At 70.3% G+C, this 13,279-nt stretch carries 10 protein-coding genes and 1 pseudogene; 3 read left to right on the top strand and 8 right to left on the bottom strand.

The genetic code is table 11. The annotated features are described in order from the left end of the window. Positions 1–4 precede the first annotated feature (4 nt). Complete coding sequence (locus tag D0Z08_RS16770; RefSeq protein ID WP_118926394.1) at positions 5–571, bottom strand: M28 family peptidase; 567 nt, start codon at positions 569–571, stop codon at positions 5–7. Between the two features lie 121 nt (positions 572–692). Then, positions 693–1,364, bottom strand: a pseudogene (locus D0Z08_RS33060) (PA domain-containing protein); the annotation flags it as partial. Between the two features lie 95 nt (positions 1,365–1,459). On the opposite strand from D0Z08_RS33060, the gene D0Z08_RS16760 reads away from it, so the two are divergent. Together D0Z08_RS16760 and D0Z08_RS16755 are read left to right on the top strand one after the other, a co-directional pair. Continuing rightward, entirely contained in the window at positions 1,460–2,467 is a 1,008-nt protein-coding gene (locus D0Z08_RS16760; RefSeq protein WP_118926392.1) for a DUF4349 domain-containing protein, read from the top strand. A 40-nt stretch (positions 2,468–2,507) separates the two neighbouring features. After that, a complete protein-coding gene (locus tag D0Z08_RS16755) occupies positions 2,508–3,083 on the top strand; it encodes a hypothetical protein (RefSeq protein WP_118926391.1) in 576 nt (191 codons plus the stop codon). Positions 3,084–3,326: 243 nt separating this feature from the next. Here the strand turns inward: D0Z08_RS16755 and D0Z08_RS16750 are convergent, their stop codons facing one another. Next, positions 3,327–5,531, bottom strand: a complete 2,205-nt coding sequence (locus D0Z08_RS16750) for a 3-hydroxyacyl-CoA dehydrogenase NAD-binding domain-containing protein (protein WP_118926390.1) — start codon at positions 5,529–5,531, stop codon at positions 3,327–3,329. A gap of 48 nt (positions 5,532–5,579) precedes the next feature. Beyond that, positions 5,580–6,791, bottom strand: a complete 1,212-nt coding sequence (locus D0Z08_RS16745; RefSeq protein WP_118926389.1) for an acetyl-CoA C-acetyltransferase — start codon at positions 6,789–6,791, stop codon at positions 5,580–5,582. A 79-nt stretch (positions 6,792–6,870) separates the two neighbouring features. On the opposite strand from D0Z08_RS16745, the gene D0Z08_RS16740 reads away from it, so the two are divergent. Next, on the top strand, positions 6,871–7,611 hold the full coding sequence (locus D0Z08_RS16740) for a MerR family transcriptional regulator (RefSeq protein WP_118926388.1): 741 nt from the start codon (positions 6,871–6,873) through the stop codon (positions 7,609–7,611). Between the two features lie 12 nt (positions 7,612–7,623). Here D0Z08_RS16740 and D0Z08_RS16735 read toward each other — a convergent pair whose 3' ends face one another. From D0Z08_RS16735 to D0Z08_RS16720, 4 genes are all read right to left on the bottom strand, one after another. Beyond that, the gene (locus tag D0Z08_RS16735) at positions 7,624–9,081 is read right to left on the bottom strand and encodes a DEAD/DEAH box helicase (RefSeq protein ID WP_245994045.1); all 1,458 of its coding nucleotides are present in this window, start codon (positions 9,079–9,081) and stop codon (positions 7,624–7,626) included. A 224-nt stretch (positions 9,082–9,305) separates the two neighbouring features. Next, on the bottom strand, positions 9,306–10,769 hold the full coding sequence (locus D0Z08_RS16730; protein WP_118926386.1) for a flavin-containing monooxygenase: 1,464 nt from the start codon (positions 10,767–10,769) through the stop codon (positions 9,306–9,308). Positions 10,770–10,778: 9 nt separating this feature from the next. Beyond that, positions 10,779–11,954 (bottom strand): CaiB/BaiF CoA transferase family protein, encoded by a 1,176-nt coding sequence (locus D0Z08_RS16725; RefSeq protein ID WP_118926385.1) that lies wholly within the window; start codon positions 11,952–11,954, stop codon positions 10,779–10,781. An 81-nt stretch (positions 11,955–12,035) separates the two neighbouring features. After that, a complete protein-coding gene (locus tag D0Z08_RS16720; protein WP_118926384.1) occupies positions 12,036–13,259 on the bottom strand; it encodes a M15 family metallopeptidase in 1,224 nt (407 codons plus the stop codon). Positions 13,260–13,279: the final 20 nt, after the last annotated feature.

The following is a 13,279-nucleotide window of genomic DNA, read 5'->3' as shown; positions in this document are numbered from 1 at the left end:
AGCCTCACCCGGCGTTGATGGCCTCCCGCCGCGAGGCGTAGAGGAGCACGACGTACGCGACGGCGTCGGCGTTGATGCCCAGCGCGTCGTGGTCGAGGTTGTCGATCGTGTCGCAGGCGGAGTGGTAGCACGGGTCGTAGGCGAGGCCGGCCGTGCCGCCCCACTTGGCCGCCTGTGCGGGTGTCTTGACCCCCTCGGCTCCGGTGAACAGGCCGCCCGACGGGATGCCGTTGTTGATGAACGCCTGGTAGTCGGACCGGCCGCTGAACGCGGTCGGCTCGGACGGGATGCCGAGCTCTGCGTAGTACCGCTCGAAGAGCGCCTCGATCTCGTCAGAGCCGTCGGGGCCGACGAGCCCGAAGCCCGAGCCGTCGCCGTCGTAGATGAAGAGGCCGTAGTTGGGCGAGCCGATCAGGCCGGCTTCCTCGGCGCCCCACCAGGCGAAGCGCACCTTGTTGGGCAGCTTCAGCTTGGCGATCTGCTCGGCGACCTCGATCAGACCGCTGGACCCGGACCCGTTGTCGTTGATACCGGGACCCTCGGGCACCGAGTCGAGGTGGGCGCCTGCCATGATCACGTTGCTCGCGTCGCCGCCGCGCCACTCGGCGATGACGTTCTGCGTGGTGGGGGGTCCGGCTGACGTTGGCGAAGAGCCGGATCTCCAGGTCCGGGATGCCTGCCAGCTCGGCACCCAGCGCGTACGTCGCGCTCAGCGCCGGGATCTCGGCGGTGTAGTCGTTGCCCAGGGTGACCGCGGGGATGCCCTGCCGGCCGGCGTCGGTCGTGTTGCCCTGGTTGAACAACAGCACGCCGGAGGCACCGGCAGCAGCCGCGTTCTCAGCCTTCAGCTCGAACGTGCAGGTGCCGCGCTGGATCAGGGCGATGTCGCCCGCGGGGAACCCGGCGAAGTCGGCGGCCTCACAGCCGCTGGTCGAGGTGTTGCCGAGACCGAGCTGGATGTCGACCGGGGTCACGCTGGCCGTGACGTCGCCCGGCTCGGAGTGCGGTGTCGCCGCGAAGTCCGTGCCTTCGACATAGGTCTCCGGGGTCGGGCTGGTCTGCTCCAGGGCGGAGTCGCCGACCTCCTCCCAGCTGAACACGTTGAACGTCTGGCGGGTGACCACGTAACCGGCCCGGGTGAGCCGGTCCTCGACATAGTCGACCGACGCGTCGTAGCCGGGCGTCCCGGCCGAGCGGGTGCCGCCGTTGGCGTCCGCGATCTCAGCGAAGGCCTGCTGGTGCTCGAGGACGCCCTCGACCGTGACGCACTCGAGCAGCTTGCGCACCGAGTCGTTGGTCCGACCGCACCAGCGTTCATCGGCCTCCACCGATGTGGGTGTTGCGACCAAGACCACCAGGGCCATGCCGAGGGTTGCCAACGTTGCGATGATTCGCCGAAAGGGAATGGGGTCGGCGGATCGACAAGGAACCGATCGTTGCCGCGCGCCGTCGTACGGTCATGAGGCCTGCCGCGCGCCGTCGTACTCCGGTCCTGCTCTCGTTCGTCGCTGTGCTCCTCGCGGTCCTGCTCGCCGCCGCCGCGTGCTCGTCGGCCGGCAGTGACGACGACGGCGGGGTGAATCCCGCCTCCGACGCAGCGGAGCGGGAGGTGCCGGCGGACGCTCCGGCCATGACGGAGGGTCGGGACGGCGTCGCGGAGCGATCCATCGGCGACAACGCCCCCCTCGACAGCGCCGACCAGCTGTCGGTCGCGCTCGACGCCGCGGGCCGCCCGGACGACGGGGCCACGGACCGCAAGATCATCGCGAAGGGCAACGTCTCGCTCGAGAGCGACGACGTCGAGGCCGCGGTCGTCGACGTCCAGAAGATCAGCGACCGGTACTTCGGCGAGATCACCGAGCGCGAGACGACCACCAACGACGACGGCGACGTGAAGACGGCGCGGCTGCTGCTGCGGATCCCGGTCGCCGACTTCGACAAGGCGTTCCTCGCGCTCCAGGAGGTGGCGGACCTGGAGACCGCCAACACCGGCAAGGAGGACGTCACCACCCAGGTGATCGACACCCAGGTCCGGATCCGCGCCCAGCGCCGCAGCCTGGCCCGGGTCGAGGCGCTGCTGGACCGCGCGCAGTCGATCAGCGACATCGTCCGGATCGAGGGCCAGCTCACCCGTCGGCAGGCCGACCTCGAGTCACTCGAGCGGCGGTTGTCCTACCTCAGCAACCAGACGTCGATGTCCACGATCTCCGTCAACATCTCCCTCCCGCCCCCGGCGAAGGAGAGGGAGAAGAAGGAAGAGCCCGAGGAGGCCGGATTCCTCGCGGGCCTCGAGGACGGCTGGAAGGCGCTGAAGTCCTTCGGCACCGACACCGCGACCATCACCGGCAAGGCGCTCCCGTTCGCCGGCGTGCTGCTGGTCATCGGCGCCCCGCTCTTCCTGGTCCTGCGCCGCCTCCGACGCGGGGATGACGACGCGCCCGCCCCCGCTGCGCCGGCCGACGCCTGATTCGCCGGTGCGTCGGACGGTCCGCCCCTATCGTCAGCCCATGAGACGCAGTCGGACGGTCGCCGTACTCGGGGTTGCGTCGGCGGTGCTCGCGGCGTGCGGCAGCGATCCGGGCGAGGACGCCGGCAACCCCGGCGCATCCGACGACGCGCCCGACGGGAACGGCATCCTGGTGACGACCAGCGACGACCAGACGCTCGAGTTCACCGACTTCGTCGTGTCGTGCGAACCGACCCACGAGGACGACGGGGTCCGGTGGGACACCGCCGTCCGCGCGATCGCGGGCGCCGGCGACGGCGATCCGATGACGGACCGCGACGTGCCGGCGATGATCATCGAGGCCGACGCCGCGGTGGCTGACGGGAGCACGGTGGCGCTCCCTCACCACAACAAGGGGGGTCAGAAGCACACCTTCGTCAGCGTCTTCATCACCCATGCTGGTCCGGCGACCGAGCTGTCGTCGGCCGTGGAGGAGACGGCCGGAGAGATCGAGCTCGTCAGCGCGGGTTGTGACCCGGCTCCGCACCTCGAGGTGCGGATGGACGCCACCCTGCACAGCGAGTACATCGACGGCGGAACCGTCACCGCCGTCGGCACCGTCAGCGCGCCTGACTGACTGGGCGGCGCGCACTCGGACCCCGTCGACGTCTGGCGAGCGGGCGGGATGCGGCGGAGCCACTCACGCCCCAGAGGTCACATCGCCCAGGCAAAACTGGCGCTTATCGGGGGTTGCATTGGCCGATAAGTGCAGGGATCACCGGTGGACCGGGGATTCCTGCAACCCCTCAGACCGCCAACGCCAGAGGGCCCGCCGCGAATCGCGACGGGCCCTCCGGAGGGCTGAGCAGGTGGTGCGGGATCAGGCGGGGAAGGACCCACCGGAGGCGGCGAGGTCCCGCAGCCACGGGGTGGCCTGGAACCGGTCGCCGTACTTGGCGGCCAGCTCGTCGGCCCGCTTGAGGAAGGCGTTGAGACCAGTTTCCACGGTCTCGCCGGTCCTGTCCTTGCGCTCGTAGCCGGTCATGAACTGGGCGGCGCCACCGGTCATCGGCGGGAAGCCGATGCCCATGATCGAGCCGATGTTCGCGGCGGCTGCCGAGGTGATGACGCCCTCCTCGAAGCACTTCGCGGTCTCGAGCGCCTCGGCGAAGAGCATCCGGTCCTTGATGTCCTCGATCGACGGCTGCTCCTCGGCGACGGGGAACAGCTCGGCGAGACCGGCCCAGATGGAACCGCGCTTGCCGTCCTCGTAGTCGTAGAAGCCCGCGCCGCGGAGGCGACCGGGACGACCGGCCTCGAGCATCTTGTGGACGACGGCGATGCCGGGGTGCTCGACGTAGTCGTTGCCCGCGGCCTCCTCGCCTTCCTTGGTCGCCTTGGCGATCTTCGCCATCAGCTCGAGGTTGAGCTCGTCCGACAGCTGGAGCACGGCGGCCGGGTAGCCGGCCATCAGGGTGCCGCGCTCGATGGAGTACGGCGCCACGCCCTCCGCGAGCATCGCCATGCCCTCGTTGACCATGTAGCCGATGACCCGCGAGGTGTAGAAGCCGCGGCTGTCGTTGACGACGATCGGGGTCTTCCGGATCTGCTGGACGACGTCGTACGCCTTCGCCAGCGCGACCTCGTTGGTCTCCTTGCCGGTGATGATCTCGACCAGCGGCATCTTGTCCACGGGGGAGAAGAAGTGCAGTCCGATGAAGTCGGCCGGCCGGTCGACACCCTCGGCGAGCTGCGTGATCGGCAGCGTCGAGGTGTTGGAGCAGAGCAGCGCGTCCTTGTTGATGAACGGCGCGATCTCGGCGAACACCTTGGCCTTGAGAGCCGGGTCCTCGAACACGGCCTCGATGACCAGGTCGCACCCGGTGAGGTCCTCGGGGTTGGCCGTCGCGGTGATCCGGCCGAGCAGGTCGGCCTTCTTCTCCTCGGTCGACTTGCCGCGCGAGATCGCCTTGTCGAGGATGCCCTCGGAGTACGCCTTGCCCTTCTCGGCGTTCTCGACGGCGACGTCCTTGAGGACGACCTCCATGCCGGCCTTGGCGCACACGTAGGCGATACCGGCGCCCATCATGCCCGCGCCGAGGACGCCGACCTTGGTGGCCTTCCACGGCTCGATGCCCTGCGGGCGGAGCGAACCGGAGTTGATCGCCTGCAGGTCGAAGAAGAACGCCTGGATCATGTTCTTCGAGTTCTGGTTGACGACCAGGTTGGCGAGGTAGCGCGACTCGATCCGCGAGGCGGTGTCGAAGTCGGTGTTGGCGCCCTCGATCGCGGCCGACAGGATCGCCTTCTGCGCCGGGTAGTCGGCACCCTTGACCTGCGAGCGCAGCAGCGCGGGGAACGCCGGCAGGAACGCGGCCAGGGCCGGCGACTTCGGCGTCCCACCAGGCATCTTGTAGCCGGGGGCGTCCCACGGCTGCGCGGATGCCTCGGGGTTGGCCTTGATCCACGCCTTCGCGGCCGGGACGAGCTCGTCGCGGGTCGCGACCAGCTCGTCGACGAGGCCCTTGTCCTTGGCCTTCTGCGGGTCGAACTGCGGGCCCTGGAGCAGCAGGTCCATCAGGGCCGTCTGGATGCCGAACATCCGCACGGTGCGGGTGACACCGCCGCCGCCCGGGAGCAGGCCGAGGCTCGCCTCGGGGAGGCCGACCTTGACGCTGCGGTCGTCGACCGCGATGCGGTGGTTGGCGGCCAGGCAGATCTCGAGGCCACCGCCGAGCGCTGCCCCGTTGATGGCAGCCACGACCGGCTTGGGGAAGAGCTCGAGGCGGCGCAGGGACGACTTGATGCTCTCGCACTGGGCGAACACCGCTGCGGCGTCGTCCTTGGTGGTCTGGGTCATCAGCTTGAGGTCGCCGCCGGCGAAGAAGGTCTTCTTCGCACTGGCGATGACGACGCCGGTCACGTCGTCCTGCTCGGCGTACAGACGCTCGACCGCGGCCTCCATCGAGGTGCGGTAGAGCTCGTTCATGGTGTTGGCGCTCTGGTTCGGGTCGTCCAGCGTCAGCGTGACGATGCCGTCGCTGTCGCGCTCGTAGCGCACAGCGGTCTGGGTGTCAGTGCTCATGAGTCCTGGTGTGTTCCTGTTCGTGAAAGGTTCGAGGAGTACGACGAGTCAGACGCGCTCGACGATGGTCGCGATGCCCATGCCGCCGCCCACGCAGAGCGTGGCCAGGCCGCGGCGCAGGTCGCGACGCTCGAGCTCGTCGATCAGCGTGCCGAGGATCATCGCGCCGGTCGCGCCGAGCGGGTGGCCCATCGCGATCGCGCCGCCGTTGACGTTGGTGATCTCGTGGCTGATGTCCATGTCGCGCATGAACCGCATCGCGACGGCGGCGAACGCCTCGTTGATCTCGAACAGGTCGATGTCGCCGACCTCCAGGCCGGCCTTGGCCAGCGCCTTGCGGGCGGCGGGCGCGGGACCGGTCAGCATGATCACCGGGTCGGCGCCGGACACGGCGGTCGCGAGGATCCGGGCCCGCGGGGTCAGACCCAGGTCGGTGCCGGCCTCCTCGGTGCCGATCAGGGTCAGCGCGGCCCCGTCGACGATGCCGGAGCTGTTGCCGGCGTGGTGGACGTGGTTGATCTTCTCGAGCCAGTGGTACTTCTCGAGCGCGACGTTGTCGAAGCCCGCGTCGGCACCCATCTGGGCGAAGCTCGGCTTGAGGCCGGCCAGGCCCTCGGGGCTGGTGTCGGGGCGGACCGTCTCGTCGTGGTCGAGGATCGTGACGCCGTTGAGGTCCTTGACCGGCACCACGGCGCCGGCGAAGTAGCCGTTGGCCCACGCCTTGGCGGCGCGGTGGTGCGACTCGGCGGCGTAGGCGTCGACGTCGTCGCGGCTCCAGCCCTCGATCGTGGCGATCAGGTCGGCGCCGATGCCCTGGGGCACGAAGCTCGCCTTGAACGCGGTCGCGGGGTCCATCGCCCAGGCGCCACCGTCGGAGCCCATCGGCACCCGGCTCATGGCCTCGACGCCGCCGGCGACGATCAGGTCCTCGAAGCCACCGCGGACCCGCGAAGCGGCCTGGTTGACGGCCTCGAGGCCGGACGCGCAGAAGCGGTTGAGCTGGACACCGGCGACGGTGTCGGGCAGGCCGGCCGCGAGTGCAGCGGTCTTGGCGATGTCGCCACCCTGCTCGCCGATCGGCGACACGACGCCCAGGACGACGTCGTCGATCCGGTTGGTGTCGAGCGTCGGGTTCCGCACCTGGAGCTCGTCGAGGAGACCCACGGCGAGGTCGACGGGCTTCACCTCGTGGAGGGTGCCGGTCGCCTTGCCCCTGCCGCGCGGGGTGCGGAGGTGGTCGTACACGAATGCTTCTGCCATGACCGTCCTTGGAATTTGAGGAAACGCGCAGACAGCGCGATCAAGAGTGGCTGCTCATGATTGTGACACTATTACTGTCATGGTCAAGGGCGAGGGCACTGCGACGCAGGTCACACCGGGTCGGAACGGCGGCTCCGCGGAGGCGCTGCTGACGCTCGACGACCTCACGAGACGGGTCGGGATGAGCGTGCGGACGGTGCGGTTCTACACGACCAAGGGCCTGGTGCCGCCGCCGCTCCGACGCGGCCGTTCCGGCTACTACACGCCCGAGCACGTCGCCCGGCTCGAGCTCGTCCAGGAGCTGCAGAGCCACGGGTTCACGCTGGCGGCCATCGAGCGGTACGTCGCCGGCATCCCCGCCGACGCCACCCCCGAGGACATCGCGCTCGCCCGGACGATGCTCGCGCCCTGGCAGTCGGACCTACCGGTCGAGATGGACCGCCGACAGCTCGAGACCAAGGCCGGGCGGCCCCTGTCCGACGAGGACGTCGCCACCCTCCAGGCGCTCGGAGTGCTGCGGCGCCGCGACGCGTCGTACCTCGTCGCCGGCAACCAGCTGGCCATCGGCCTGCGGCTGCTCGAGCTCGGCTTCCCCCGCGAGGTGGCGGTCGCTGCCGCCGCCGTCTACCAGGAGCACGGCGAGCAGATGGCGAAGGAGCTCTTCGAGGTCATCCGCGACAAGCTGGCGCCGCTCTACGACGACCACCAGTCCGAGCACTTCCGTGAGGTGATGGAGCGGCTCAAGCCGCTCTCGGTCGGCGGCCTGGTGACGGCGTACGAGGCCGCCGTCGCGCGCACCGCCCGCAACCCGCGGGCGTGACGCGAGGACGCGTCAGCGGCGCCCGGAGCTGAACGACGAGGCGCTGTGCCCGCCGCCGGAGCCGGTACGACGACGCGAGCCGCCGCCGTTGCCACCGCCGCTGCCGCCCGAACGACCACTGCCGTTGCCGCCGGACTTCGGAGCACCACTGCGCTTCGCGCCGGCGCCGGCGCCGGCGCCGGAACCGCCGCGCTGGCCCGAGGGCTTCCGCGACCGGTTGCCACCGCCACCGCCGCCACCCCGGTTGCCCTGGGAGCGGCCGGCCGGCTGGGTCGACGATGCCGTCATCAGGCCGCCCGGGAGGGTGCGCTCGCCGGGGGCGAGCTCCTTGAGCACGGGGTGCTTGACGTCGGCCAGCTTGGTCGTTGTGGGCTTCACGCCGGCCGCGCGGGTGAGCGCGCGGACGTCGCGGACCTGGTCGTCGGTCATCAGGGTGACGACGGTGCCCGCGGCGCCGGCGCGCGCGGTGCGGCCGGAGCGGTGCAGGTAGGCCTTGTGCTCGGCCGGCGGGTCGGCGTGGACGACGACTGCGACGTCGTCGACGTGGATGCCACGGGCCGCGATGTCGGTCGCGACCAGCGTGGTCGCGGCGCCGCTGTGGAAGGCGTCGAGGTTCCGCGTCCGCGCACCCTGGCTCAGGTTGCCGTGCAGGTCGACCGCCGGAACGCCGGTCTTGTTGAGCTGGCGGGCCAGCGCCTTGGCACCGTGCTTGGTGCGGGTGAAGATCACGGTGCGACCGGGCGCGCTGGCGAGGTCGACGAGGACCGCCATCCGCAGCTCGCGGGAGACGTGCAGGACGTGGTGGTCCATCTGGGACACCGGCGACTGCGCCGAGTCGGCCTCGTGCACGACCGGGTGCTCGAGGAAGCGCTTCACCAGCACGTCGATCGCGTTGTCGAGGGTGGCGGAGAAGAGCATCCGCTGACCGCCGCGCGGGGTCTGACCGAGCAGGCGCCGGACGGCGGGGAGGAAGCCGAGGTCGGCCATGTGGTCGGCCTCGTCGAGCACGGTGATCTCGATGGCGCCGAGGTCGCAGTGGCCCTGGTTGATCAGGTCCTCCAGCCGGCCGGGGCAGGCGATGAGGACGTCGACGCCGCGCTTGAGCGCCGCGACCTGCGGGCCCTGGCCGACGCCACCGAAGACGGTGTGCGTGCGCAGGCCGGTCGCGTCGGCGAGCGGGCGGAGGGCGGCGTCGATCTGGCTGACGAGCTCGCGGGTCGGCGCGAGGATGAGTGCGCGCGGCTTGCGGGGGGCCGCGCGGCCGCCCTTGGCGGCGAGGCGAGCGGCGACCGGCAGCGCGAACGCGTAGGTCTTGCCGGAGCCGGTGCGGCCGCGGCCGAGCAGGTCCTTGCCGGCGAGCGAGTCGGGCAGGGTCGCGGCCTGGATCGGGGTGGGGACGGTGATGCCGTGGGCGGCCAGCACCTGGTCGAGGTTGGTGGGCACGCCGAGCTCGGCGAAGTTCGTGGTCACGAGAGGTCTCTCTGGAGCGCGCGCCATCAAGTCGGCGGGCTCCCTGTCGGGCGTCTCGCCGTGCTGTCCCGCCGGCGGCGGGAAGGGAAGCGGGCCTCGGTTTCGAGGAGCGCGGCGGACGATCCAGAAGCTCAGAAAGTCTGCGGTGCGCAGGGCCCGGGGCAAGACCGGCCGGACCAGTGTCATCAGCCTAGGGGTTGGCGACCTGCCGACGTGAATCCCCGCTATGTGAAGCGCAGCACCCCGTCGTCGATCTTGGCGCGCTGGATCACCCGCCGGTCGACGAGGTAGTTCTGGTCCAGCCGCCACGGCGCCCGGTCGCCCTCGCTCGGCAGCAGGTGCGCGGAGCGCTGGATGTAGCCCGAGGACAGCAGCATCAGCGGCCGCCGCTGCACCGCCGCGTCCGGCACGGGCACAGCGGTCCGGTAGCCGTGCTGGTCGAGGTGCGCGAGCAGTCGGCACACGTAGTCGATGACCAGGTCGGCCTTGAGGGTCCAGGAGGCGTTCGTATAGCCGAGGGTGAAGAAGAAGTTCGGCACGTCGCTCAGCATCAGCGCCTTGTAGGCCAGCCGCGACGGGAGGTCCAACGGCTCCCCGTCGATGTGGAACTCGATGCCGCCGAACGGCAGCTGCATCTGGAAGCCGGTCGCGGTGATGACGAGGTCCGCCGGCAGCTCCCGGCCGGAGGCCAGCCGGAGCCCGTCCGGCGTGAACGACTCGATGGTGTCGGTGACGACGGACGCGTCGCCGCTGCTCAACGACTTGAAGAGGTCGTTGTTGGGGACGAAGCAGAGCCGCTGCTCCCACGGGTTGTACGGCGGCGCGAAGTGCTCGTCGACCGCGAAGCCGGGCGGCAGCTGGCTCACGGCCCCCTTCCGGATCAGGGCCTTCGCCCGCGCCGGCCAGCGCATGCTGAACTTGTAGAAGCCGACCGCCTGCAGGATGTTGGCCCACCGCGCCGCCCGGTAGACCACCCGGTCGGGCAGCCGCAGCTTCGTGAGCAGCCGGGCCACCGGGTCGTGGCGGCCGCGGTTGATGACGTACGTCGGCGTCCGCTGCAGCATCGTCACGTGCTCCGCGGCGCCCTCACCAGTCAGCATCGCCGGCACCAGCGTCACCGCGGTGGCACCGCTGCCGACCACGACCACCCGCTTGCCGGCGTAGTCGAGATCCTCGGGCCAGTGCTGCGGGTGCACGATCTCGCCCGCGAAGTCGGCCATCCCGGGCCAGGTCGGCTGGAATCCCTGCTCGTACTGGTAGTAGCCGGCGCACGACCACAGGAAGCTCGCCGTGAGCGTGACCGTCTCACCGGCGGCAGGGTCGCCGACGCTCGCGGTCACCGTCCAGCGCGCCTGCTCGGAGTCCCAGTCGGCGCGGGTGATCCGGTGCCGGTAGCGGATCAGCCGGTTGACGTCGTACTCGTCGGCAACGGTGTCGATGTACTCCCGGATCAGCGGCCCGTCCGCGAGCGCGATGTCGCTCTGCCACGGCCGCCAGGTGTAGCCGAACGTGAACATGTCGCTGTCCGAGCGGATGCCGGGATAGCGGAACAGGTCCCAGGTGCCGCCCTTGGAGTCGCGGGACTCGAACACGGCGACCGTCTTCTTCGGCAGTCGCTCGCGGACCTGCGCGGCAGCGCCGACGCCCGAGAGACCGGCTCCGATGATGAGGACGTCGACGTGCTCCATGGGAGCTTCCTACTCCTCGGCGACCTGCACCGCGACCCCCTGCAGTAGGAGATCGTCGACGTTCGCGATGCCCCATGCGGTGAGTGCCGCACGCGTGTGGGCGCCGGCCTTCGGAGCGGGCGCCATCCCGAGGGTTGCCTCGGTGCGGGAGAACCGCGGTGCCGGCGCCGGCTGCACGATCCCGTCCTTCTCGACGAGGATCTCGCGCGCCTTCATGTGCGGGTGGTCGACGGCCTCGCTGAGCTTGAGGATCGGCGCGACGCAGGCGTCGGTGCCGTCGAAGACGGCGCACCACTCGTCGCGGGTCTTCTCCTTGAAGCGGGCGGCGATGAGGTCGCGCATCTCGTCGAACCGGTCGAACTCGAGCTGCCCGGGGACCTGCTCCCTGATCCCCAGCAGGTCGACGAAGGCAGCGAAGAACTGCGGCTCGAGCGCGCCGACCGACATGTGCTCGCCATCGGCGGTCTCGTAGATGCTGTAGAACGGCGTGCCGCCGTCGAGCAGGTTGCTGACCCGCTCCTCCTTGAAGGTCCCGCCGGCGAGGAACGCGGCGAGCATGGTGTTGAGGTGCGCGGTGCCGTCGACGATCGCGGCGTCGACCACTTGGCCCTCGCCCGAGACCTTGGCCTCCAGCAGCGCGGCCAGGATGCCGATGACGAGGTACGTCGACCCCCCGCCGAAGTCGCCCACCAGGTTGGCCGGGAACTGCGGCTTCTCGTTGACCTGGCCGAGGCCGTGCAGGGTCCCGGTGATCGCGATGTAGTTCATGTCGTGGCCGGCGGCCTGGCTCCACGGGCCGTCCTGGCCCCAGCCGGTCATCCGGCCGTAGACCAGCCGCGGGTTGCGGGCGAGGCACGCGTCGGGTCCGACGCCGAGCCGCTCGGCGACGCCGGGTCGCATCCCCTCGATCAGTACGTCGGCGTCGGCCACCAGGTCGAGGATGACCTGCGCGGCGGCCGGGTCCTTGAGGTTGAGGGCGACGCTCGGCCGGCCGCGGGTGAGCAGGTCGGTCGGGCCGCCGCTCAGCAGCTGGCCACCCGGCCGCTCCACCCGGATCACGTCCGCGCCGAGGTCGGCCAGGATCGTGCAGGCGTGCGGGCCGGGGCCGATGCCGGCGATCTCGACGACCTTGATCCCGCGCAGCGGACCGGTGCCCTGACCCAGTTCGATCTTCTCGAGCGTCATGCGGCCGATCATTGCACAACGCTGACAGTATCGCTGTCACGGTTCACGTTCTCGTCCGCCGAGCTCGTCGAGGCGTAGGGATCACCCGGGGTTCTTGATCTGCTCCAGCTCGAAGTGCATCGGGTCGGTGTAGGCCCAGTCGCCGCCCCAGGCGAAGCCCCAGTACTTGAAGATCGACACCACATCGGGATGCATCTGACCGACGGTGCCGCGCTGGTTCTCCAGCGAGTTGATGTCGATCGCCAGGCCGAAGGAGTGGTTGGACAGGGTCGTGCTGCCGTGGATGAAGCGCGGGTAGTAGCAGCCGACGTGGTACTTGATCTCGTTGGCGAGACCGCGCCGCTGGACCTCGGCGAGGGCCGCCTTCAGCTGCGGCATCATGTACTTGTTGCAGGTGAGCTCGCCGAGGATCGGCACCGTCTCGGTGACGATGTGCTCGCGCACCCAGGCCGGGTCGGGCTGGATCCGGCCGCCGCCGATGGGCGTGTAGTTGAAGACGCCGACTGCTTCGGAGAAGGTGCCGACCAGCACGGCGGTCTGGAAGGTGTTGGGGTCGATCCCCTCCTCCGCGACGATGTCGAGGTCGGTCATCGAGATGTCGCCGACGATCGGCTTCAGCTTCTTGCGGAGCGCCTGCGGGGAGATGACACCGGTGTAGAGGACCAGGGCGTTGTTCTCGACCAGGCCGAGCTGCTCGCCCCACTCGGTGTTGACGACCGCGTCGATGGTGCCGACCTGGTCGACGAAAGCGCCGACGTGGATCGGGAACGTCCGCTCACCGGAGCCGACCGCGAGGTAGCCGTCCTTGTCGACCGGCAACCGCGGCTCGAGCGCCTGGTCAACGGCGATCTCGCCGGCAGCGACCCGGTCCCAGGCGTCCTGCAGGACCGCCGACGTCTGGGGCGTGAACCGGCGGTAGTCAGCCGCGTCGACGGCGGCGACCCGGTAACCCTTGTTCTCGAGGGAGAACTCACCGATCGAGAGCGGCTCCGCCGCCGTGACCGCCTTCTGGCCCGCGATCCTGATGGCGAGGATCTGCTCGACGACGTCGTCGGGAATCGTCTCGGTGCTGACGAGGAGCATGTCGTCGCCGTTGAGGCGCCCGTCGTACTCCCCCGGCGGGTCGACCTCGTAGCGGGCGTACGTCGCCGAGGGCTCACCACCTTCGCCGGGCGGCGTGCTCGTCGACGATGCGGCGTTGCTGGCGTCCGGATCAGGGTCGTCGGCGGGTGCCGCGCAGGCAGCACCGAGCAGCGCGACGGCGCTGACCAGCGCAAGTCGCGCGCGGCGCGGCGCAACCCCCATAGAGCTTCCCTCCCCCTCCG

This window comes from Nocardioides immobilis (assembly GCF_003515065.1).
GTDB classification, from domain to species: domain Bacteria; phylum Actinomycetota; class Actinomycetes; order Propionibacteriales; family Nocardioidaceae; genus Nocardioides; species Nocardioides immobilis.
This window is presented reverse-complemented; position numbering and strand designations above follow the sequence as displayed.